Source organism: Hymenobacter volaticus (assembly GCF_022921055.1).
GTDB lineage: Bacteria > Bacteroidota > Bacteroidia > Cytophagales > Hymenobacteraceae > Hymenobacter > Hymenobacter volaticus.
The window spans coordinates 2,791,681-2,813,711 of record NZ_CP095061.1 but is presented as its reverse complement, the minus strand read 5'-3'; the positions used below and the strand labels follow the sequence as shown (position 1 = coordinate 2,813,711).

The window sequence follows — 22,031 nt, the reverse complement described above, 5'->3', positions numbered from 1 at the left end:
TCTAGTACTGAATAGCTTTTGTCTCAAGCCACCCCTAATTGTAGCTTCTTCATGGCATTAAAAACGAAGATTAACCTGACGCTTGGCTTGGCCTGGTGCATGCTAAGCGCCTGTCAGGAAACCAGAACCACCACCGTCAGTACGCCCACCTCCACCACCGCCGAAGCCAAGGCAGAAGCGGCGGAGCCGGCCATAAACATTGTCAATCCGGTACTCGCCGGCGACTTCCCCGACCCTTCCATCACCAAAGTAGGCGACACCTACTGGGCCACGGCCACTTCCTCGAATTGGGGCCCGGTGTTTCCGCTGCTGAAATCAACCAACCTAACCGATTGGGAGCTGGCCGGCCACGTATTTCCCAATGAGCTGCCCGCTTGGGCCGACTACTATTTCTGGGCTCCCGAAATCAGCCAGGAGGGCGACAAAACCTACATCTATTACACGGCCCACAAAAAAGGGGGCAACCTAGCTGTAGGCGTGGCCGTGGCCGACAACCCCGCTGGCCCGTACCGCGACCTAGGCCCGCTGGTTGGGCAGGAGGTGGGTTCGATTGACGGCTTCCCGATGCGCGACGAGAAAGGTGAGTTGTATTTGATTTGGAAGGAAGACGGCAACAGCCGCAACCTGCCCACACCCATCTGGGCGCAACGCCTCAACGAAGAGCACACCGCCCTGCTGGGCGAGAAAAAAGAGCTGTTTCGCAATACGGCTCCCTGGGAAGGCAACCTTGTGGAAGGCGTGTCGATGATCAAGCGCAACGACTATTTCTATGCTTTTTACGCCGCCAACGGCTGTTGCGGGCATACGTGCACCTATGGTACCGGTATTGCGCGGGCCAAGAGCTTGCTCGGGCCCTGGGAAAAGTACGAGAAAAACCCCATTCTCACCAAAAACGACAAGTGGGCCTGCCCAGGTCACGGTACCGTGTTCAACCGCGGCGACCGGTGGTACATGTTGCACCACGCCTACGACACCCGCAGCTTCGAGTTTGTGGGCCGCCAAGGCGTACTCAGCGAGTTCACCTGGAACGCCGACGGCTGGCCCGAGTTCCGCGGTGGCTCCGTACCCACCAATCCCGCGCCCGCAGCAGCCGCTCGCGACCTAAACGACGAATTTGATGGCCCCACGCTGTTGCCGTCGTGGCAGTGGCCGGTGGAAGAGCGGCCTACCGTAGCCGTGCGCGGTGGTCAACTGCAACTCACCGCCCGCCCGCAACACAGCGGCGCGGTGTTGGGCCAGCATACCACTACCGCCGATTACACCGCCATTACTACACTCTTGAACCCCGGCACCTTACCTGCTGGCACCGTGGCCGGAATTGCCGCCCATGGCGACCCGGAAAACACGTTGGCCCTTACCGCTGGCGGCGGCAAGTTGCAACTCTGGCAACTGGAAAAAGGCAAACAGAAAACGTTAAGCGAAATGAAACTGCCCACCGCCTCAGCCCTAACCTTTCGCCTGCGCGCTGAAAGCGGCAACCAGTTCCGCTTCGATTACAGCGCCGACAACGGCAAAACCTGGCAGGCCATGCCCGCCGCCGGTGCTGCGGCCATCAATGGCACGTACCTGCCGCCGTGGGACCGAGGTGTGCGCGTAGGCGTTTTGGCCCGCGGGCCAGTGGCCGCCACTGCCACCTTCGAGCGGTTTCAGTTGGATAGTCAGTAAGCAAACATTTCAGGCCAGAACTAGAAACTAGTTTATATCTCCTAGTTCTGACCAGCTTACTTACAGGTGACACCTTCACAAAAAAAGGGGTCGAGGCACATTGCCTCGACCCCTTTTTTTGTGAAACTGATAAGCTAACGAACTTCAACCGTTACGTCGGCGGCTGGCATCCCTTCTGCTGTGGCGCGAAGGGTGAGTTTACCGACTTGCTGATTTGACTTCACTACAACTAGCGCGCGTCCTTGCCAAGCGTTCCGCTGGGGGCGTTGGTAGCTTTCGGTGCTGATGGGGTTGGCGTTGCCGACCCCAACGATGGTGCCGGGGCCGCTTAACTCGAACTTCAAAGCGTTTTCTGCTTTGGGGTGGCGGACGCCTTTGCTGTCAAGCAGCTCCACGGTGATGTAGCTTAGGTCCTGGCCATCGGCTTTGATGGACTTACGGTCGGCGGTGAGGGCTAGGCGGGTGGGTTGAGCGGCGGTGCGCAGTTCGGCCACACCCACTTGCTTTTTGCCGTTGCGGCCGATGGCTTTTAGCTCACCGGGCTGGTAGGGTACGGTCCAGGTGGCGGTGAACTGGGTGGAGCGGATGGTGGGCTTGGTGCCGAGGCTCTTGCCATTGAGGAACAGCTCCACCTGTTCGCAGGAAGAATACACTTCCACGGTCAGGGGCTTGTTTTCTTGGCCCGGCCAAGTCCAGTCGGCTAGCAAGTCGCGCCATTCCCATTTGCTCCACTCTTCTTTGGTCGGGTTCAAGGGGAAAGACGGCGTGGGTGGCTTCACGAAAAGCGAAACTTGATTTTCTTTCCAGAGGGCATCACGGTAGTAGGATTGGGGCCGTTTCCAGCCGCAAATGTCGATGTCGCCGCAGAAGGCCAGGTTCCAGGGATAGAAGGATTGGTATTGCCAGTAGCCGAGCCAGCCAATACTGGCTTCACCGATGTAGTCGAAGGCGGTCCAGACAAAGTCGCCGATTACGTAGGGATGGTCCAGAGTTTTCATCCAGCTATCAAACGCTTCGAGCGGGTAGGTTTCCGAGCCGTACATCACCCGGTTGGGCAGACGGGTGTGGTCTTGGGCGTAGATGTCTTTCTGGTGATGGTCGCCGCCGGCGGCGTAGTTGTAACCGGCCACGTCAAGTTCGGCGAAATACGGGTCCTTGTCGGGAGCGAGGCCGTTGACGGCTGCTGTGATAGGTCGGCTGGTGTCAAGGGTACGAATGAAGTCGGCTAGCTCGTGGGCAGTTTTGGCGCCTTCGGGCTTGCCGCGTTCGGGTATTTCGTTGCCGAGGCTCCAAAGAATGATGCTCGGGTGGTTTCGGTCGCGGAGCATCATGCTAGCCACATCTTTTTGCCACCACTTATCGAAGTAAAGACTGTAGTCGTAGGGGTTTTTAGCTTCCCGCCACTGATCGAACGCTTCGTCGATGACCAACATACCAAGTTGGTCGCAGGCGGCGAGCAGGGCCGGGGAAGGCGGATTGTGGGAGCAGCGGATGGCGTTGTAGCCGCTGGCTTTCAGTAACTCGATTTTGCGCTCCTCGGCCCGGTCGTAGGCTTTAGCGCCAAGAGGGCCGTTGTCGTGGTGAAAACAGCCGCCTTTCAGCTTCATGGCCTGGCCGTTCAGCCGGAAACCGTTCTGCGCATCAAACGAAATCGTGCGAATGCCGAACGGCGTCTCCTGCTGGTCGAGCAACTGCTGGCCTTGATATACTTCTGTCAGGGCGCTATACAGCGCGGGCTTATCCACCGACCACCGTTCCGGCGACTTGACGGCCAAGGTCTGCGCCACGGTGGCCGCGGCGCCGGCCGCTACGGTTTGCTTGGATTCGGTGCGTGCCACCTCCTTGCCTTTGGGGTTGCGGAGGCGAGTAACTAGGGTGAACTGGGCGGGCTGCGCACTTTGGTTAAGCACCCGAGTTTCCGCTTTCACTTGCGCCGAAGTAGCGGTGATTTCCGGGGTGGTCAGGTAGGTGCCCCACTGCTCGATGTGCACCGGCGCCTGCACCGTGAGCCATACGTGCCTATAAATGCCCGAGCCCGAATACCAGCGGCTGTTGGCGCCTTCGTTTTTCACTTCCACCGCCACCACGTTGCTTTCCCCAAACTTCACTTTATCGGTCACATCGTACCAGAAGCTGGTGTAGCCGTACGGGTGTCGGCCCAAGGATTGCCCGTTTAGCCACACTTCGGCGTTCATGTAAATGCCGTCGAACTGCAACTGCACGCGCTGGCCCTTTTGGGCGGCGGGCACCACAAAGGTTTTGCGGTACCAGCCAGTGCCTCCCGTAGTGAAGCCACCGCTGGTTTGACTGATGGCATCGGGGTGGAAAGGCGAGGAAGTGCCTGGCAAGTCCTCGATGCTCCAGTCGTGGGGCAGGTCGACGGGTTGCCACTTGGCGTCGTCGAAGCCTGCTTTTTCTGCGCCCTGCGCCCCGCCACGGTGGAAACGCCAGCCAGCGTCGAAGAGGGCGGTTTTGGCGGGTAGGTTTTGGGCTTGCATACCTGAAGTTAAGAGCAGCAAGACGAAGGCTAGGGCAGTATGTTTCATAGGGGCGTCAAAACGTCGACTCGGGGACGAATGTACAGCCTCCGGGCATAGCGCCACGCGTTTTCAACCCTCAGCCGGGCTTCATTCGAAACTACCCTGTTGCCCTAGCTTTGCTCGGTGTCAGTTAAGGAAGGTTGCCGCTACACCTTCAGCTCCCGGCCTTGAATGGCGGCGGCCATCAGTTCTGGAAACTGCGCCGGGGTGCAGGCAAAGCTAGGAATATCGAAAGTGGCGAGCTTTTCGGCTACGCGTCGGTCGAAGCTCGGGGCGCCTTCGTCGGAGAGGGCGAGCAGGGCCACTACCGTGACGCCCGCGGCTTTGAGGGCTGCTGCCCGCTTGATCATGGCGGCCTCGTTGCCGCCTTCGTACAGGTCGCTAACGAGAACCAAAATGGTATCGGTGGGGCGGGTGATAAGCTGCTGGCAATACGTGAGGGCCAAGTTGATATCGGTGCCGCCGCCGAGCTGCACGCCAAACAGCAAATCCACGGGATCTTGCAGGTTTTCACTGAGGTTGACCACAGCCGTATCAAACACAACCATGTGCGTTTTCACCGCCTTGATGGAGGCCAGCACCGCCCCAAAAACGCCCGTATACACCACCGACGAAGCCATCGAGCCGCTTTGGTCTACGCACAGCACAATTTCCTTGAGTGCCTGCCCGCGCCGCCCGAACCCCACCAACCGCTCCGGGATAATGGTGCGCTGCGCCGGCTGGTAGTGCTTTAGGTTCACCCGAATCGTGGCGCCCCAATCTATTTCGCGGTAGCGGGGGCGCGGATTGCGCACGGCCCGGCTCAGGGCGCCCTGCACGGCTTGCCGCAGTGGGTTGGAAAGTTTTTGTTCTAGCTCTTGCACCACTTTGCGCACCACTTCGCGGGCCGTGTGCTTCACTTTCTGCGGCATCACGCGGCTCAACGATAGCAGCGTGCCCACCAATTGCACGTCAGCCTGCACGGTGCGCAAGATTTCGGGCTCCATCAGGAGTTGCTGCAAGCCAAGGCGGTCCATGGCGTCGCGCTGCATCACGGCTACCACGTCGGAGGGGAAGTAGGTGCGAATGTCGCCGAGCCAGCGGCTCACGCGCGGAGCCGAACCGCCGAGGCCCGCTTTGCGCTCTTTGCCATCTTGTTCGTCGTAGAGAGCAGTAAGCACTTGGTCCATGCCCTGGTAGTCGGGCGAGAAAGGCGTTTGATTGTTGGCGTCGGCAGCGGAACCGAGCACCAGTTTCCAGCGGGCAGCAGCAGATTCGGGCATAACAAGGAGCAGATAATTGAAAGGCGGAAGCTACTTAATCACAGTCGATATGCAGCCGATGCTGGCCACAATGGCGGCACTGAAACAGATAGCCGGTCAGGCTACCATCGGCCGACAGATTACGCAACAGAAAGTCTTCATCAGGCCACGCTTCTAAGTCCGGACGCAATTCATCGAGCAGGGGACGAATGTTGTTGCCGCCTACATAGCCGAGAAACACGCACATATCCTGGCAATGCGTCAGCCATACGCCTTGCTGCCAGGAGTTGTAGGCCGGTGAGCGAAATAATACTTCTTCCAACGAAGCCGGATTGATAGCTGCGGGTGGGGTGCCTTGTGGGTTCGGGTCGTGTCCCTCAATAGAAGCCCAATCCTGAAATTCTGCGTCCCATTTTCGCGCTGCCGAGCCATCCGCAATGCACCAGGGACATAACTCCTCGACATTAGCCACGCAGTATATCGGCCCGGCATAGTTGTACGCCCGTGGTTGCTGGCAGCATTCGCACACAATATCCTGTTGCTCGAAAAGGCCTACCTGGTACGCATTGGGGTTGAAGACAAATTGCGGCGGCGTAGTCGGGGTGACCATTGATAGAGCAAATGCTAGTTCAAAGAAAAGTGTCTTTACTCGAAAAAGTCGCCGGGGTCGGTTTGGCTGAGGTACTTGTTGAGGCTGTCGAGGTCGCCGAAGATGGGGTGGAGCAGGCGTAGGAACTGCTCGGCGGAACTGCGGCTATCCGTGTATGCGCGGAATATTTCGCCTTCGCCGGCTAGCTCCACGTGGTCTAGCAGTTCGGGAGCGTGTTCTTCCAGGATGGTTTCGATGTGCTCGGCCCAGGAGGCGCCGCTGCCGCTGTACCCATGCTTCTCAAACACGTTGTAGTAGTCGTCCATCTCCGACAAATCCACCACGATGCGGTACTTGCGCTCAGGGGTTGCGTTTTCCTGTAAATCGTAGACAACGAAAGGAGCGTAACTATTTGCCATGGTCGAAAGGTAAGGCGGTAGCACATGACTCTTGGTTCCTTGCCCGAAACCAAATTATCTATCATGCTTAAGCTAGTATACGTTTGCTGAAGCATGTTGCCTGATTCATTGGGTTAGCACACGAGATGCTTCGGATGCGCCACCTGCTCGGCAGGACAACGGGGGTAGCGGTAAGACTACCGTCTAGGACCTTCCGTACGGGCTGTCGGCGCGGTATTGGCGCTCGAATTCCTCGCGGGAGCAGAGGGTTTTTATGTCCACTATTCGGTCGATGGAGAGGATACCGTCAAGATGGTCGATTTCGTGTTGGAGTAGTTCGGCGAGGTCGTCTTCGCGCCCGGCGTAGGTTTCGTGCCACTGGCCCGCAAGATCCTGGTAGCGCACCATAATCCATTCGTAGCGCTCCACTTGCATGAAAATGGACAGAAAAGACAAGCAGGCATCCCATACTACCGTCTTCTCGGGGCTGTAGGCCACTATGCTCGGGTTGATGAACGGCCACACTGGCTGGCCCGGCAAGCGTAGCAGAACCACCCGCTGCAATTCCCCGATCTGCGGGGCCGCAATAGCGCGGCCATAGCCGGTGGTTTCGCGCCAGTGGGCTACTGTATCGGTCAGGTCCGTTACGAGGGCAGCCACGGTCGGCGCCGTGGGGTCCGGCACGGGTTGGGCTATCTGGCGCAAAACAGGGTGGCCAAGCTGGAGGATATCACGAATAGGCATAGGAGCTTTCTTCTAAAGGAGAGTTAAAATCTAGGTTCCTGCATCAGATAAGGAAGGCTTAGGAGCAGTTTCTTTTCCTAATCTACCTAGACCGTCATGCTGAGCTTGCCGAAGCATCTTGCCTGAATCGTTGAGTTAGCATTGCAACGTCAGCACGCGAGATGCTTCGACAAGCTCAGCATGACGGTCGAAGTAAACAATGCGTGGTCAACCATCCCTAACCCCTCCTCATCTGAGGATTAGCCCTATTAAATTAGTGTTTTACGGCCTTCATCATTTGCCGAAGGTCGGCGGCGCTGTACACCTTGCCGCGCGTGATTACCGTGTTGATTTTGCGCAGGTTGGTGATGTTTGCTAGCGGATTCTGGTCTAGGAGTACCAAGTCGGCATCTTTGCCTTTCTGGATGGTGCCGGAACGTTTGTCGGCTTTCAGGAAACGCGCGCCGTTGATGGTAGCGGCTTGTAGTGCCTGCGTTGGCGTGAGGCCGGCTTGTACCATCAACTCTAACTCGCCGAGTAGGGAGGTGCCGGGGTACACGTAGGAGTTGGACGCGCCGCTGTCGGAGCCGGCTAGCAGGGTCACCCCGGCTTTTTGTATGGCTGGTACTAGGGTCGTGAACTTGGCGCCGAGCTGCTTATTGAAGGCGCGAGTTGCGGCGGATTGCGCCCGGGCACCGGCCAAGCGGCGGGCGTAGGTGGCCTGAATCTTGGGGTCGATATAGGCGAGCAGCGTATCGCGGGAGTGGTCGGTTTCGGGGAGTTCGGCCAGCAGCTTCTGGATGTAGAGCGTGGGCACGACGGCGGTTTTGTTGGCTACCAACGTACGGTAGAGGCGGGTGGCTGTAGTGGGGTCGTAGGTGCGGTAGATGGCGGGCAACACGGCAAACAAACCGAGCGGCTTGGGTGTGCTGAGGCTGTTTTCAACGGCCTTGGTGATGCTGTCTTCCTTGGCCGAGCAGCCTTTAAACACGTAGTAGAGGTGCTCCGACGCATCGAGGCCCCGTTCGGAAGCTTCGCGCAACGTAGCGGTGTAGGGCATGTGGCCGGTGGTGGTCATGCCCCGTTTTTGGGCAGCGATAATGGTGTTCAGGAAGGCGTCGCGGGAGATGGTGCTTTCGTAGAGCTTCACGTAATCCACCTTCAAGGCTTGCAACGAATCCAGGGCCTTTTCAATTTGCGCGGGCGTCTCGACTTCCAACGAACCGGCCCAAAACGCCTTCGGGCCATCTATCTTGGGGCCGGAGGTGTAGATGGTCGGTCCGGCCAATTGTCCGGCCTGAATTTGCTGGCGCCAAGAGAAAACCGCCGGTGTTAGGTCGCCGCCGGCGTCGCGCACCGTTGTGATGCCGTGGGCGAGGTAGAGGGGCAGCAGGTTGCGGTTGGCGGTAATGAGCGAGTCGCCGCCCCGGAAGTGCACGTGCATGTCCCACAAGCCCGGAATCAGGTATTTGCCGCGCGCATCCAGGGTTTGTTTGGCGGCCAGCGGAGCAATAGTCGACTTGCTTAGCTGTTGAATCAGACCGTTGCTGACAGCGATGGTTTGGTCGGGCAAAACCCGGCCGGTTTCCACGTCTACCACGTTGGCGTGCGTAATGACGAGGTCGTACGAAGCTTGTGCGGGCTGTCGGCTGGCATAACCTGCGGCTAGCAACGGGAGAGTAGAAGCAAGTAAGCGGTAGACAAGTTTCATAGCAGGCGGTAAAGAATGTCAGCAAAAAAGGCAAAACTCGGTTGGAAACGCTCTTATCAACCATAAGCATTTTAGAACGTCATGCTGAGCGCAGCCGAAGCATCTCGCTAGTGTAGTAAACTCCTTACTAAAGCAACATCAGCACGCGAGATGCTTCGGCTCCGCTCAGCATGACAGATATACTTTGGCAAGGTCGGTACCTGAGAGGTGTAAACTTTAGTACACTCGGCTCAGTCAAATGGGCTAATTAAGTGTTGTTATTTCTCACTTAAACAGCGCCGATACCTGCTCCACCAGCACGGTACCGCTCATGCCTGTCATGATGAGCACAACTGCCAGCCCAAACACGGCCAGCCACAGCGGGTGCCGATAGGTGCCAACTACGTCGCGGCGGTAGGCTGCTATGAGCAGGGTTGCAAGCGTAATCGGCAGGATGAATCCGTTTAGCGCTCCGGCCCACACCAGCAAACTCACCGGCTTACCGATGGTCACGAAGGCCAGCGTCGACACCACGATAAAGGCGATAATAAAGCGGTTTTCGTGGGCGGCTACGCTTGGCAGTAGGGACTTCAAGAAAGAAATAGAGGTGTAAGCCGAGCCGATGATGGACGTAATGGCCGCGGCAAACATCACCACGCCAAACAACTTGTAGCCTACCTGTCCGGCCGCCAGCTGAAACACCGAAGCCGGCGGATTGCTGGCATCAATAGCAAGGCCGCGGCTCACTACCCCGAGCGTGGCCAAGAACAGGAACACCCGAATTAGGGAAGCCACCGATACACCCATGATGGCGCTTTGCGTCACGTGGGGCAGGGCATCTGGTCCTTTGATGCCTGCGTCGAGGAGGCGGTGACCACCGGAAAAGGTGATGTAGCCGCCTACCGTGCCACCGACCAGCGTGACGATGGACGTGAAATCAATGCGGGTAGGAACCACGGTGCGCAGGGCGGCTTCGGCCACCGGCGGGCCCGTCGTGACGGCTACGTAAATGATAATGAGAATCATCACGAGCCCCATGAGTTGGGCAAACCGGTCCATGACCGGCCCCGCCTCGCGCACCAAGAAAATAGCCACGGACATGGCTGCGGCCAGCACCGCGCAAAGCGAAACCGGCAGGCCCGTCAGTACCTGCAACCCGAGGCCCGCGCCGCCCACGTTGCCGATGTTGAAGGCAAGCCCACCGAGCACAATGAGCGCAGAAATAAAGCCACCAAGGCCCGGCAGCACCCGGTTGGCAATGTCGGGGGCCCGCATTTCCGACACGGCAATAACCCGCCAGATGGTGAGCTGCACCCCGATATCGATGATAATGGAAGTCAGAATGACGAAGCCGAAGCTGGCCCCCAACGATTCGGTGAAGACGGTGGTTTGGGTGAGGAAACCGGGGCCGACCGCTGAAGTGGCCATCAGGAAGGCGGCACCTGCTAGCACCCCCCAATTGCGGGCTGGCTTCATGCGGTGGCGTTCCGCAGGCCGGCCTGCACGCTAATGGTTTCCGCTTGCAACCGAACTCGAATCTGTTGGGCAAACGCTAGGGCGTGCGCGCCGTCGCCGTGGATGCACACCGTATCGGCCTGAATGGCTACGTCTTCGCCCGACAGGGCCCGTACGTGGCCTTCTTTCACCATGCGCACCACTTGGTTGATGGCCGCGCTGGCGTCGGTAATCAGCGCATCGGGTTGGCGGCGAGGGGTGAGGGTGCCGTTGGGTTGGTAGGTACGGTCGGCGAAAACCTCGTGGGCGGTGGTCAGGCCGAGCTTCTGGCCGGCGCTAATCAGGGCGCTGCCGGCCAGCCCGTAGAGGCAGGCTTGGGGATGCACGCGGTACACGGCTTCGGCAATGGCTTCGGCTAGGGCGGGGTTTACGGCTGCCATGTTGTAAAGCGCGCCATGCGGCTTTACGTGGTGCAGCGTGCCCCCTCAGCCCGCACAAAGGCCTGCAACGCCCCAATCTGGTAGACGGTCATATCGTACGCCTCTTCCGCCGAAACGGCCATTTCGCGCCGCCCAAAGCCTACCAAGTCGGGGAGGCCGGGGTGGGCGCCAATGGCGACGTGGTGCTGCAAAGCCAAGCGGACGGTGCGCTTCATGATGGCGGGGTCAGCGGCATGGAAGCCGCAGGCAATGTTGGCAGACGTGACGAAGGGGAGAATGGCTTCGTCGTGGCCCAAGGAGTAGGCGCCGAAGCTTTCCCCCATGTCGCAGTTCAAATCGACGGAGTACGGTTGGGTCATTGGTGGCGGGCAGTGAGCTGGATGGCTCGGGCGAGTTGATGAAAGGTGCGTTCTTGGTGCAGGTAGGCGCGGTGGGCTTCCGCCAGCGACACTTCCTGAAACCGAAACTTACCACCCAGGGGCAGTTGGGCGAGCAAGGAAAAGTCAGTTGAAATCACCTGCGCCAGGCGCGGGTAGCCACCGGTGGTTTGGTGGTCGGCCATCAAGATAATGGGAAGACCACCAGCTGGTACCTGTACCGTGCCGAAAGTAACGGCCGTCGACAACATTTCCTGGTGGGTATGGCGCCGCAATTCCGGCCCCTGGAGTCGGTAGCCCATCCGGTCGGAGCTTGGCGTTACGGTGAATTGCTGCGTCCAGAAATCCTGTTGACTAGCCGCCGTAAACCAGTCATACTCCGGCCCCCGAACGGCGCGAACAGTTGCCACGCCGGTAGGAGAGGCCCGCCCTGCCGGCGCGATACTCCAGGTTGCCGCCACCCACGGCCGGTCGGGATGGTGGGCAATGAGACGTTGGTGTACTTGGCGGCCGAGTTCAGTAGGGCCAGTGGCGGGCACTACGTCTTTGGCTTGTAAGGCGCGGCCGTGCAATCCCCAATGCCCGCTCGCAAGTACGTAGCCCGGCTGCCAAGCACTTCCGGAACCGCCAATCCGCCCGCTACCGCCAGGTAGGTTCGGCAGCCCGTCCGGGCCGCGCCAAAAGCTAATTCGCAGCCGCGAATTACAGCCACAGGCCGCCGCAGCGGCATAGGCTGGCCGTTGAGTGTAGGCGAGAGGTCGGCCCCGGTCAGCGCTATCAGGTGGTCGGCTTCAAACTGAATAGTAGGCCCGCTGAGGGTGATTTCCAATCCGGCCAACTGCTCCGGATTGCCGACCAGCAGGTTGGCTTCGCGTAGCGCCAGCGCATCCATCGGCCCGCTCACAATGACACCGGCTTGCCGGTAGCCGAATCGGCCCGCATCCTGAATAGTGGTCAGCATACCCGGACGAATAACCTTAAGACTCATGCTCTTGCAGGTGTTGGTATTCGTCTTCGGTGATGGACACAAACCTTAGCTTTTGCCCCGCCCGCAGCAAACTCGGCGATGCCGCCTCGGGCGCGAACAGGCGCCGGGGCGTTCGGCCAATCAGTTGCCAACCGCCTGGCGTGGGCAGGGAGTAGATGCCGGTTTGTTTGCCCGCAATACCTACCGAACCAGCCGGCACCAGAGCCCGGGGTTGGTCTTTGCGCGGGGCTGCCAGTAACTCTTTCATGCCTCCCAAATACGGGAAGCCCGGCGCAAACCCTATCATGTACACCAAGTACTCCGGTTCGGTGTGCAAGGCAACAACTTGCGCGGGCGTCAGGCCTATATGGTCGGCCAGCCACGCCAAATCGGGTCCGAAACGGCCGCAGTAGCACACTGGTATTTCTACTACCACAGAAGCGGCCACGTCAGTGGGGGCCGGCACTGCGCGCAATAGCTTCTGCAAGTGGCGTACTACTTCCGCGTACGGGTCAAGGTGGCCGGCTTTGCTGGCCCGCCAAGGGTCGTAATACACGGTGAGGGTGGTGAAGGCCGGCACGTATTCCGTAAAGCCCGGAAACGGATGCTCCTCTAAATAAGCGCCTACGGCCTGGATGGCGCGGTGGGTGGCTTGGTTTATACCCTCGCCGAACTGCAAAACAACCGCTGAATCGCCGAGCGGGTAAAGCTGCACCGGATTTTCAACTAAGAGGCTGCCAGTCGAAAGGGACATTGAGTAAGCTAAAGTTGAACGTGTCAGCTAAGAAAGCTAGAAAGACCAGAAAACTAGTTTTCTGCCTCAGATAAGGAGGGAAACTAGTTTTTCTGGTCTCTACTTTTTCGTGGGACCAGAAACAGCGGTAAGTTGAATAACCTCAGCACCTAGGAAACGCAGACTGCCGTAAGGTGAGCTTGATACGCGGCGCGGTATACGGGTGGACGCAGAAAGTGCTCTATCTTGGGTTTTCGACTTGATGGACTCCACGAATGAAGTTTCAAAATAGCATTTACATACACGGCGCGGCTTTCGCGCTGGCCTTTTGCGTTGGTAGCTGCGTGAAAAAACCGATTGTTTCCGATTCTAAGCCCGTGCTAGCCGGGCCCACTGTGGCGGTGGTGCCCGGCGTGAGTCTGGAGTTGGCGCAGGACCGGGCCCGCCGCATCTCCCGGCTCGGCTACAACTTAATCTTTACTATTCCGGCCAGTAAAGCCGAGTCGATTGCCGCTTCGGAAACCGTCACGTTTCATCTTACGGATGCAGGTCAGCCGGTGCAGCTCGATTTCAAGGAGCAAGCCGACCATCTCAAAAGTTTAACCATCAATGGCAAAACCACCGCCATTGATTTTCGGGAAGAGCATTTGGTGCTGCCGGCGGCCAGCCTTAAAACCGGCCTGAATCAGGTTGAAATCGACTTCATTGCCGGCAACCAGAGTCTCAACCGCAACGACGATTTTCTGTACACGCTGCTCGTACCCGACCGCGCACGCACAGTGTTTCCGGTCTTCGATCAGCCCAACCTCAAGGCCTCGTTCAAACTCATACTAGACGTACCTACCGATTGGGAGGCACAGGCCAACGCGCCGCTGGATTCGACTCAGCTCGTCCTCGATGGGGTACTGCCTGGCTCAAACATTTATTTCTTCGCACCCTCCGACACCATCAGCACCTACCTGTTTTCGTTTGCGGCGGGCAAGTTCACGCGCATTTCGCGCAGCATGGCCGGGCGCGAAATGCAGTTTCTGCACCGCGAAACCGACCAAGACAAGCTGAAACTGAGCTTGGACCCTGTTTTCCAGATTCACGCCGACGCGCTGAAGTTTTTGGAGCAGTACACCGGCATCCCATATCCATTTCGCAAGTTCGATTTCGTGGCGCTGCCCGATTTTCAGTACGGCGGCATGGAGCACGTGGGAGCTATCGACTACAAAGCCAGCACGCTCTTTCTGGACGAAGGCGCCACCCAAGACCAGAAAATAGCCCGTTCCAACCTGATCAGCCACGAAACCGCCCACATGTGGTTTGGCGACCTGGTGACCATGCAGTGGTTCAACGACGTGTGGATGAAGGAGGTGTTTGCCAACTTCATGGCCGACAAAATCACCCAAATAGCCGTTGCCAATTCCAACTACGACCTCAAGTTCGTCATTGACCACTACCCGGCGGCCTACGGCGTGGACCGTACCACGGGCGCCAACCCCATCCGGCAAGACCTGGAAAACCTGAAGGACGCCGGCTCGCTCTACGGCAACATCATCTACCACAAAGCGCCCATTATGATGCGGCAGCTAGAGCGGCTGATGGGGGAGGAGCCCTTCCGCCAGGGCCTGCAAGAATACCTCAAGAAGTACGCCTTTAGCAACGCCACCTGGCCCGACCTTATCCAGATTCTTGACGCTCGCACTCCCGCCGACCTGCAAGCCTGGAACCAAGTGTGGGTAAACCAACCCGGCCGCCCCATCTTCGACTATTCCTTGCAAACCGCGAACGGCAAAATCACCGCGTTACAACTCACCCAACAAGCCGAAGACAAGTCGGATCGGCTGTGGCCGCAGCTGTTTGAGGTGTTGCTGGTGTACCCTAGTGGCCGCGTGAAGGAGCTGACCGTGAACATGAACCAGCGCCAAGTGCTGCTGCCTGAGGCGGTTGGCGAAGCCGTGCCCGCGTTTATCTTGTTTAACTCGACCGGCTTAGGCTACGGCGTTTTTCCAATTGACAAGCAACTGACAACCAGTCTCGCCAAGCTGCAAAACCCCGTAGCCCGCGCCACGGCCTACGTCAACTTCTACGAAAACATGCTCAACGGTCGCGCCGTTGCGCCGCGGCAATTGCTGGAGGTGTACCGCCAAGTGTTGCCGAAAGAGAAGGAAGAACTGAACATAAAACTGCTCACGGGCCAGGCCACCGACATTTTCTGGCGGCTGCTCAAGCCCGAGGAGCGCCTCGCCCTGGCTCCGGCGCTGGAAAAAGAGCTGTGGCAAGTGATGCAGCAAAACCCGGCGCCCAACTCCAAGAAGCTGCTTTTCAAAGCTTACCAATCGGTAGCGCTGACCAAGGAGGCCCAAACGCAACTCTATACTATCTGGAACAAGCAGCAAGCACCCACCGGCATCAAGCTCACCGAGGACGACTACACCGCGCTGGCCCTGGCCCTAGCCGTCCGCGATTACCCGGCCGCCACGCCCATTCTGCCCACGCAGCTTACTCGCATCCAGAACCCCGACCGCCAGAAGCGCATGCAGTTCCTGATGCCCGCCCTCGCGCCCGATGTGGCCACGCGCGACGCCTTCTTTGCTTCGCTGAAAGACGAAAAGAACCGCGAAAAGGAAGCGTGGGTGGTTTCGGCGCTGGGGTATCTGCACCACCCGCTGCGCGCCGCCACCTCCGAGAAGTACTTGCCTCAAAGCCTGGCACTGCTCGAAGAAATCCAGCAGACCGGCGACATCTTCTTCCCGTACTCCTGGCTGCAAGCCACGCTCGGTTCCTACCAAACACCTACCGCCGCCCGCACCGTTCGGGAGTTTTTGGCCGCGCATCCGCAGTACAACCCCAAGCTGCGCGCCAAGCTCCTACAAGCCGCCGACGACGTGTTCCGCGCCGAAAAGCTAGTGATGTAAGGATCAGTTGAAAAAGTGGCTTTCCCTTCCCACTGCCCTGCCTCAACCAGCTAGCCCGGGCTACTAGATATCTGCCTTGCTTGTCTGAGCGCCCGAGGCTAATGTCTCCTTACTGAAGGAAACGTGCAAGGATATCCGTAGAGTTTGTGCTAACGGGTTGTTCCTTGAATTAGGAATCAGGTAGGCGCCGTCGGCACCAAAGGCCCGGTATCGTCCACCGACCCCGAAACTCAGGTAATTCCGGTCGCCCTTTACAGGGTTCTCGTAATAGTAGCCGGCGCGCGCAAATACGGTGTTCTGGTAAGCATATTCTACGCCAGTAGACAATCTAATTTCGCGCAGCTCTTCGCGGAAACCGCCGGGGGCATCACTAAACGAGCTAAATGCGCCCGCAATAGTACCTTTGGCGCGGCGTTTATCGTTTTCCTCTTTAGTGCGGGCGGCTCTAGCGGCTAGTGCAGCAGGAGTAGTATCGGTGCCCTCTTCGTAATAAGGGCTGGGTACCAAGAGCTTATTGGCATCCACCACGAGCGTCAGCTTATGGGAGGGGCCAAATGCCCGCGTGAGGGCCGTACCGATCTTCAGGTTCGTAGGTATGAAGTCAGCTTGAGACGGATTAGAATAGGTCATTTTGTTGCCGATATTGGCAATAGAAGCGCCAAGTGCTAGGGTATAGGCATCGGTACCTGCCGGTATGTCTTTGGTATAATAGACGCCCAGATCCATTGCCGCCGCGTCAGCCGTTGCGCCTCCACCTCCCAAAAAATAGGTGGAGAGAGTAGAACGGATGTAGCGCACCGAGGCGCCAACACCAAAGTGCTCACCGAATGTATGACCGTAGGAAACACTATAAGCTGTTTCGTTGCCGCGTACCGGGATAGCGCCGGTATATCCCAGACTAAAGTACATCACGCTAGCGCCCAAAGTAGAGCGCTGCCCTAGCCGGCCATAGCCCGATAGATACCACAGGCCTCCTTTATTCGTGACCGAATTTAGCCACGGCGAATAGGAGGGCGAGATACTGAAGCGGTTTGGCGCGAATCCAAGCTTACCAGCGTTGAAGTATGCGGCGTTGGCATCAGGAGACGAAGCCACTCCAGCTTCGCCAAGTGCGGCCGAGCGCGCATCGGGGCTCAAAGTCAGAACTGGAACAGCTGTGCTGATAGTGTGAGGCGCTTGCTGAGCGACGACCAACGAGGGTGTGCCCAACATGCCAACCAACAGGGCCGAAGTGGCCAGTTGCGAGTAAGCCATAGCTCTCAATAAATAGTATGAAGAATAAGAGGAAGTCGATAGTAGCCGGAGCGTGCCGGGTAGTAGGTAGTTAACTATTCAAGTGCCTAAATATTGCGGCTCATCTAGATTTTTTCGGGGGCGGGCAACAAGCAAAAAGTAGTGAATGAGCAGTAGAAAGTTGGGCGGGTCAAATACACCTCTAAGTGAAGTATAGAGCATAGAACGTTGCCAGAAGGCTAAAACCCTAGCAGTTCCCGCAGCATCGGCAACACCCGTTGTCCCCGTTCCAGGTCGAAATCTTCCGCTACAGCTAGCACCGCAGCCGGCTGGCCACCTTGCACGGCCAACTCCAGCAACTGGCGGCGCTCCGGGGTGCTAAAATCGGTGAAAGCGCGGCGCAGCAGGGGCACGATTTCGCGGAAGGTGTCTTCGTTCAGCTCCCCTAGCCACTGATCGAGCAAGGCAAAGAGGGGACGATGGTGAAGCAAAAGTTGGCCGCTGCCGCTCAGAAAGCCCTCAATCCAGGCGGTGGCGTAGGCGGTGGGCTGCGCGGGAGCCAGGGCCAGGCCAAGGGCAGTGCCGGCATCTTCCGAAGAAAGCTGTTGGGCATCAAATAGCAGGCGCCCGGCGGCTCCGGCTAGTAAACCCGAACTGGCGGGGTTGCGCAATACCACGGCCAGCGCCCCGTACCAGTCTTCTTCCTGCGCAGAATCTTGGAGCAGCCGGATGGCTTGGTGCGTGCCTTCGATGCGGGGCAAGAGCTGGCGGGCCGCGTCGTAGTCGAGGCCGGTGCCAGCTTGGGGCAGCCCGATGCAGAGGCGCGGCACCAAGTGGTGTACCACCTGCGCTACTTGGGCAGTTTCGGTGCGGCGCACGTTGCCATAGCGCAGCACATTTACCAGGGGAGGCAGGGCGGCTAGCAAATGAGTTACGTCGCGGGTGCCGGCTGAGAGGGTTTCTAGGCGGGCTACCAGGGCGGCTATGGCGGGACCAAGGTCGGCTTGCAGGGCCTCTTCCAGCAGCTTGCTGACGGTTTCCAGGTCGGGGGCTTCAGTGGCGCGCTGGCGGGCGCGGCCCACGGCGGCATCGAGAATGGTGTTGCCCCACCGACCGGCGTCGAGCACGTGCAAGGCGTAATCGGGTTGCCATTGCAGCTCCCATAACTCATGGAAGGTGCCGGCTTTGCCTTGCGCGCGGCGCGGCTGGCCCCACGGCACATCCAGCAGCCGCAGGCGGTGCAACAAGTGGCTGCGGCTCAAATCCAATTCTTTGCGCAAATCTAGGTCGAGGGTGCGGGCGGCGGCTTCGGGCTTGAGGCGGGTGAGGCGCTGCTGCTGCGTGAGGTCCTGCTGCAAGGGCGTGGCGGGCAGCTCGGCGGGCACTTCGCCCATGCACACCCCAATCACTAGTTCGCGGTGTACTAAGCTTAGGGCTTCCTCGTAGCCGCCACCTAAAATAGCCACGGCGGCTTCCTGCAACTCCTCGATACCCGGTAGTGCCCGGCCCCGCACGGCGGCCAGCGTTTCGGCCAGCCGCACGCCCTCAATAGCATGCGCCGACGACGCATCCATATCTTGCCCGCGCAGCAGCCGCGCCGCCCGCACCATCCAATGCGTCACTACTTCGGTATGCGGCTCGGTGAATAGCAACTCGTACCAGGCCGGCGACAACACGCCCGCCCCGTAGCCGGAGCTATACGACAGCCGCTCGTAAGTCCATGGAATCCAGGTGGCTTCAATAGGTACTTTCTTCAGGCCTTTGAGCAGAGCTTTGTCTTCGCGCTTCAGCAGATCAGGATGCAGCACGGGCGCGTGCCAGGCTCCGCAGACCACCGCCACGCGCTGGTAGCCCTGTTTGAGGGTATTGCGCAGGGTCTCGCGCATGAAGGCTTCGCGGAGCAGAGTTTCCGGGCTTTCTGGTAAAGCCAGTCCCTCCCGCAAGGCTGTCATCATGTTCAGCACCGCCCCAAACGTATCGGCGTGGCCGGCATTGTGCTCGAAGCGCAGCTCCCACCACCGTTCCCCGTCCTGGTAGCCATCCAACTCGGCGAGGTAGGAGATAGGGTCGCGGCGGACCTCACCCCCTAGCCCCCTCTCCTCAGGAGAGGAGGAACTAGTTTCTAGCTTTGCTTCTAGCTCTAGTTCATTAACGGCTGGTGTCGTTGCATGCTCTGTTACTCCTAAGCTAGAGCTAGAATTTATGTCTAGTTCCTCCTCTCCTGGGGAGAGGGGGCTAGGGGGTGAGGTCCCCGCCGGCACGCTTTCCACGGCATCGGGGAGGGCAAACCGCAACGCGGCCGGTAAGTCCATGCAGCGCAGGTGGGCGCCGTGCTCGTGGCAGTAGCGGAGCACCTGCGTTTCGGGCGAGAATGTGGCAAAAGGCAAAAACGAAGCCTGCTGGTACTGCTTGGGGTTGTAGAGCAGCAGCGCCACCGGCATCCGCAGGTCGGGGTGCTGAATGATGGTTTGCACGGCCGCTTCGCCATCGGCGGGGCATTCCAGCAGCACGATGTCGGGCTGGAACTCGTCGAGGGCGTGGCGCAGGCTGGCGGCGCTGCCAGGACCGTGGTGGCGAATACCGAAGAGGCGAAGGTCGGGCGTGGGCATTAGGAGAGAAGAGATTAGCGCTTCGCAGTAGAGAAATGCAGTAAGGCGAGCTACGGCTTAAGTTTCCGCAATGCCGCCCATGGCAGCCAACTCGTTGTTCACGAACAAGACCTCTAGGCCGTGCTCCGTATCTAGGTCGTAGTGGATGATGAGGCGGAGCGCATTGCCATCCGAAATACGCAAGTAGCCTATGTTCTGCATGTAGGCGAAGTGCTGGTCGGCGGTGGTTAGGTACAGGGGTGGCGCGCCCGACTGAGCGGGGTCGTCGTAGTGAGCAGCGTAGAGCTCCTGGTACTGCTCGAAAGCACGCTGCTTTAGTTGGGTTAGCACGCGCGGAGCATCGGACACAAAATCCTGGAAGGTAGCGGCGTATTCGTCGAGTTGCGTGGGCGTAAGGTCGTACTCTTCGTCTTCCTCGAAGAGTTCGTCGCCCAAGAAAACTTCAACTTGTTTCTGGAAGCCAGGTACCGAAACCGGGTGTTCGGCGCAGAGGCCCGCCCAACTTTCTTCTACAGTTCCCCAAAAAGAATGCGTCAGCATGGCGAAGGTTACGGGGTTTGGGAAAGATCTTGTTGCCAGCGGCCGGGCTGGTTGTAATTGCCGGGGTCAATATGCGCAGCTGGCACCAGAAACTCGTTGCCGTCGTCGGCTGCCCCTTCGTCGAGGGTATACAAGCCGCGTTCTAGGTCGTGGGCGAAAGTGCCTAAAAGCTCCGTTATCGAGCTGGCCACTCGAAAGCCGATTTCATCTAGTTCGTACACGTACAGCACCTGCCCATAACTGCCGGTTTCCGTTGGGTCAAGATCAACGAGTAGCCAGCCATGCGAACCATCGAAACCGAGCCGCAGCCAGTACGGGTTCTGCATTACTGCGCTTTTCAGGGTGGGTGCCGCCTGTAGTAAGGGAGAGGTTAGGGTTTGCGGCGCTTGGTAGAGGTAAGCATCCAGCACTTCAGTTAGCGGCAAAAAACTCATGCCGTAGAACAGACTGGCCCAATTCTCGGCCTCCTCATTCAACCCATTATGCCACCGATACAGGGCCTTATAGTCGTCCGGCAAGGGCTTGCCCACCGCCGCTTCTAGCGCCGCCAGTTGCTCGTCGGTAGCACCAGGGTTCAGCGACTCGTGCAGAATACGCGGCGCGTGAGTGGCAAGCCACTGCGTGATACGGTGCAGAGAATCTTGGGGCATACGGACTTAATCAATGAAGTAGGTCAACTAGAAACCAAGGCATCAGCCTGAGCTAGAGCTTTTTGGATGGCATGCCAGCGTATGTAAAAGGCATTTACTCCACTACCTCCCGGCAGGCGCGGTATAAGTCCTTCCAGCCGTCGCGCTCTTTCACTACGGTTTCCAGGTATTCCAGCCAGACGGTGCGGTCCTGCACAGGGTCTTTCACCACTGCGCCGGTGAGGCCGGCGGCCAAGTCGTGGGCGCGGAGGCTACCGTCGCCGAAGTAGGCAGCCAGGGCCAAGCCGCTGTTCATCACGGATATGGCTTCGCCGGTGCTCAGGGTGCCGCTTGGGCTTTTGAGCTTGGTTTTGCCGTTCTCGGTCACGCCGCTGCGTAGCTCCCGGAAGATGGTCACGAGGCGGTTGATTTGCTCGACGGCGGGTGCTTCCACCGGCAACTGCAACGCTTTGCCCTGCTTGGCAACGCGGGTTTGTACGATGCGCACTTCCTCGGTTAGATCATTGGGGAGGGGGAGTACCACGGTGTTGAAACGGCGGCGGAGGGCGCTGCTCAGTTCGTTGACACCCTTGTCCCGGTCGTTGGCGGTGGCAATGACGTTGAAGCCGCGGGCGGCTTGTACCTCGGTGGCGAGTTCGGGGATGGGCAGCACCTTTTCCGAGAGCATGGTGATGAGCGTATCCTGTACGTCGGAGGGGATGCGGGTAAGTTCTTCGAGGCGCACGAGGCTGCCTTCCTGCATACCCTTGAACAGCGGCGAGGGCACCAACGCGCCCAAGGAAGGTCCTTCGGCAATCAGGCGGGCGTAGTTCCAGGAGTAGCGGATGGCGTCTTCAGAGGTGCCCGCCGTGCCTTGCACCAGCAGGTTGGAGTGCCCGCTGATGGCCGCCACCAGATGCTCGGAAACCCAGCTTTTGGCCGTGCCCGGCACCCCGAGCAGCAGCAAGGCCCGGTCGGTGGCGAGAGTGGCCACGGCAATTTCCATCAGCCGCCGCTGCCCGATGTACTTGGGCTCAATTTCAAATCCGTTGTCGAGCTTGCCACCCAGCAGGTAGGTTACCACTGCCCACGGCGAGAGTTTCCAGTTGGTGGGCTTGGGCCGGTCGTCAACAGCGGCCAGCGCGGCTAGTTCTTCGGCATATAGGACTTCGGCGTGCGGGCGGAGCAGGTTCTCAGTTGACGTAGCGGACATATAGGATAAGCTGAGGTGACGGAATGAGTTGAAAAAACGGAAGCTGAAGGGTAAAGCTAGAAGGTCTAACAAGCTATTTTACTCAG

Annotated in this window: 15 protein-coding genes and 2 pseudogenes; 2 read left to right on the top strand and 15 right to left on the bottom strand. The window is 58.9% G+C overall.

Features of this window, described 5'->3' with window-relative positions; genetic code table 11:
- The first annotated feature begins 51 nt into the window (after positions 1 to 51).
- Positions 52 to 1,665 (top strand): family 43 glycosylhydrolase, encoded by a 1,614-nt coding sequence (locus MUN86_RS12265; RefSeq protein ID WP_245118145.1) that lies wholly within the window; start codon positions 52 to 54, stop codon positions 1,663 to 1,665.
- Between the two features lie 134 nt (positions 1,666 to 1,799).
- Here the strand turns inward: MUN86_RS12265 and MUN86_RS12260 are convergent, their stop codons facing one another.
- The 10 genes and pseudogenes from MUN86_RS12260 to pxpB all read right to left on the bottom strand — a co-directional run bounded on the left by MUN86_RS12260 (position 1,800) and on the right by pxpB (position 12,839).
- On the bottom strand, positions 1,800 to 4,211 hold the full coding sequence (locus tag MUN86_RS12260; RefSeq protein WP_245118143.1) for a glycoside hydrolase family 2 TIM barrel-domain containing protein: 2,412 nt from the start codon (positions 4,209 to 4,211) through the stop codon (positions 1,800 to 1,802).
- 140 nt (positions 4,212 to 4,351) lie between these two features.
- Positions 4,352 to 5,467 carry a VWA domain-containing protein gene (locus MUN86_RS12255; RefSeq protein WP_245118142.1) on the bottom strand — a complete coding sequence of 372 codons (1,116 nt, stop codon included), beginning with the start codon at positions 5,465 to 5,467 and terminating at the stop codon, positions 4,352 to 4,354.
- Between the two features lie 34 nt (positions 5,468 to 5,501).
- Positions 5,502 to 6,056, bottom strand: a complete 555-nt coding sequence (locus tag MUN86_RS12250) for a CbrC family protein (RefSeq protein ID WP_245118140.1) — start codon at positions 6,054 to 6,056, stop codon at positions 5,502 to 5,504.
- A 35-nt stretch (positions 6,057 to 6,091) separates the two neighbouring features.
- Positions 6,092 to 6,454, bottom strand: coding sequence for an Imm51 family immunity protein (locus MUN86_RS12245; RefSeq protein ID WP_245118138.1), 363 nt, complete (start codon positions 6,452 to 6,454; stop codon positions 6,092 to 6,094).
- Between the two features lie 183 nt (positions 6,455 to 6,637).
- Positions 6,638 to 7,177, bottom strand: coding sequence for a peptide deformylase (locus MUN86_RS12240; protein ID WP_245118136.1), 540 nt, complete (start codon positions 7,175 to 7,177; stop codon positions 6,638 to 6,640).
- 253 nt (positions 7,178 to 7,430) lie between these two features.
- Positions 7,431 to 8,867, bottom strand: a complete 1,437-nt coding sequence (locus MUN86_RS12235) for an amidohydrolase family protein (RefSeq protein WP_245118135.1) — start codon at positions 8,865 to 8,867, stop codon at positions 7,431 to 7,433.
- Positions 8,868 to 9,131: 264 nt separating this feature from the next.
- Positions 9,132 to 10,322 carry an NRAMP family divalent metal transporter gene (locus MUN86_RS12230; protein ID WP_245118133.1) on the bottom strand — a complete coding sequence of 397 codons (1,191 nt, stop codon included), beginning with the start codon at positions 10,320 to 10,322 and terminating at the stop codon, positions 9,132 to 9,134.
- A pseudogene (locus MUN86_RS12225) lies at positions 10,319 to 11,064 on the bottom strand (LamB/YcsF family protein). The gene MUN86_RS12230 and the pseudogene MUN86_RS12225 overlap by 4 nt, the downstream one beginning before the upstream one ends.
- A 32-nt stretch (positions 11,065 to 11,096) precedes the next feature.
- Positions 11,097 to 12,010, bottom strand: a pseudogene (locus MUN86_RS12220) (5-oxoprolinase subunit C family protein).
- Positions 12,011 to 12,095: 85 nt separating this feature from the next.
- Positions 12,096 to 12,839 (bottom strand): 5-oxoprolinase subunit PxpB, encoded by a 744-nt coding sequence (pxpB, locus tag MUN86_RS12215; protein WP_245118131.1) that lies wholly within the window; start codon positions 12,837 to 12,839, stop codon positions 12,096 to 12,098.
- Between the two features lie 254 nt (positions 12,840 to 13,093).
- Here pxpB and MUN86_RS12210 point away from each other — a divergent pair, with 254 nt between their 5' ends.
- A complete protein-coding gene (locus MUN86_RS12210) occupies positions 13,094 to 15,721 on the top strand; it encodes a M1 family metallopeptidase (RefSeq protein ID WP_311181696.1) in 2,628 nt (875 codons plus the stop codon).
- Between the two features lie 63 nt (positions 15,722 to 15,784).
- On the opposite strand, the gene porV is transcribed toward MUN86_RS12210, so the two are convergent.
- The 5 genes from porV to MUN86_RS12185 form a co-directional block, all read right to left on the bottom strand.
- Positions 15,785 to 16,975, bottom strand: a complete 1,191-nt coding sequence (gene porV / locus MUN86_RS12205; RefSeq protein ID WP_245118127.1) for a type IX secretion system outer membrane channel protein PorV — start codon at positions 16,973 to 16,975, stop codon at positions 15,785 to 15,787.
- A gap of 218 nt (positions 16,976 to 17,193) precedes the next feature.
- Positions 17,194 to 19,563, bottom strand: a complete 2,370-nt coding sequence (locus MUN86_RS12200) for a DUF5682 family protein (protein WP_245118125.1) — start codon at positions 19,561 to 19,563, stop codon at positions 17,194 to 17,196.
- Positions 19,564 to 19,620: 57 nt separating this feature from the next.
- The gene (locus MUN86_RS12195) at positions 19,621 to 20,103 is read right to left on the bottom strand and encodes a DUF6985 domain-containing protein (protein ID WP_245118124.1); all 483 of its coding nucleotides are present in this window, start codon (positions 20,101 to 20,103) and stop codon (positions 19,621 to 19,623) included.
- Positions 20,104 to 20,111: 8 nt separating this feature from the next.
- Complete coding sequence (locus MUN86_RS12190) at positions 20,112 to 20,753, bottom strand: SMI1/KNR4 family protein (protein ID WP_245118123.1); 642 nt, start codon at positions 20,751 to 20,753, stop codon at positions 20,112 to 20,114.
- Between the two features lie 94 nt (positions 20,754 to 20,847).
- The gene (locus MUN86_RS12185) at positions 20,848 to 21,945 is read right to left on the bottom strand and encodes an ATP-binding protein (RefSeq protein WP_245118121.1); all 1,098 of its coding nucleotides are present in this window, start codon (positions 21,943 to 21,945) and stop codon (positions 20,848 to 20,850) included.
- Positions 21,946 to 22,031 lie beyond the last annotated feature (86 nt).

Bases quoted from the DNA above. Each gene is read 5' to 3' on its own strand.
- MUN86_RS12230 (WP_245118133.1), bottom strand. From the start codon at position 10,322: ATGAAGCCAGCCCGCAATTGGGGGGTGCTAGCAGGTGCCGCCTTCCTG.
- pxpB (WP_245118131.1), bottom strand. From the start codon at position 12,839: ATGTCCCTTTCGACTGGCAGCCTCTTAGTTGAAAATCCGGTGCAGCTT.
- MUN86_RS12190 (WP_245118123.1), bottom strand. From the start codon at position 20,753: ATGCCCCAAGATTCTCTGCACCGTATCACGCAGTGGCTTGCCACTCAC.
- MUN86_RS12265 (WP_245118145.1), top strand. From the start codon at position 52: ATGGCATTAAAAACGAAGATTAACCTGACGCTTGGCTTGGCCTGGTGC.
- MUN86_RS12255 (WP_245118142.1), bottom strand. From the start codon at position 5,467: ATGCCCGAATCTGCTGCTGCCCGCTGGAAACTGGTGCTCGGTTCCGCT.
- MUN86_RS12250 (WP_245118140.1), bottom strand. From the start codon at position 6,056: ATGGTCACCCCGACTACGCCGCCGCAATTTGTCTTCAACCCCAATGCG.
- MUN86_RS12235 (WP_245118135.1), bottom strand. From the start codon at position 8,867: ATGAAACTTGTCTACCGCTTACTTGCTTCTACTCTCCCGTTGCTAGCC.
- MUN86_RS12210 (WP_311181696.1), top strand. From the start codon at position 13,094: ATGAAGTTTCAAAATAGCATTTACATACACGGCGCGGCTTTCGCGCTG.
- MUN86_RS12200 (WP_245118125.1), bottom strand. From the start codon at position 19,563: ATGCCCACGCCCGACCTTCGCCTCTTCGGTATTCGCCACCACGGTCCT.
- MUN86_RS12185 (WP_245118121.1), bottom strand. From the start codon at position 21,945: ATGTCCGCTACGTCAACTGAGAACCTGCTCCGCCCGCACGCCGAAGTC.
- MUN86_RS12245 (WP_245118138.1), bottom strand. From the start codon at position 6,454: ATGGCAAATAGTTACGCTCCTTTCGTTGTCTACGATTTACAGGAAAAC.
- porV (WP_245118127.1), bottom strand. From the start codon at position 16,975: ATGGCTTACTCGCAACTGGCCACTTCGGCCCTGTTGGTTGGCATGTTG.
- MUN86_RS12240 (WP_245118136.1), bottom strand. From the start codon at position 7,177: ATGCCTATTCGTGATATCCTCCAGCTTGGCCACCCTGTTTTGCGCCAG.
- MUN86_RS12195 (WP_245118124.1), bottom strand. From the start codon at position 20,103: ATGCTGACGCATTCTTTTTGGGGAACTGTAGAAGAAAGTTGGGCGGGC.
- MUN86_RS12260 (WP_245118143.1), bottom strand. From the start codon at position 4,211: ATGAAACATACTGCCCTAGCCTTCGTCTTGCTGCTCTTAACTTCAGGT.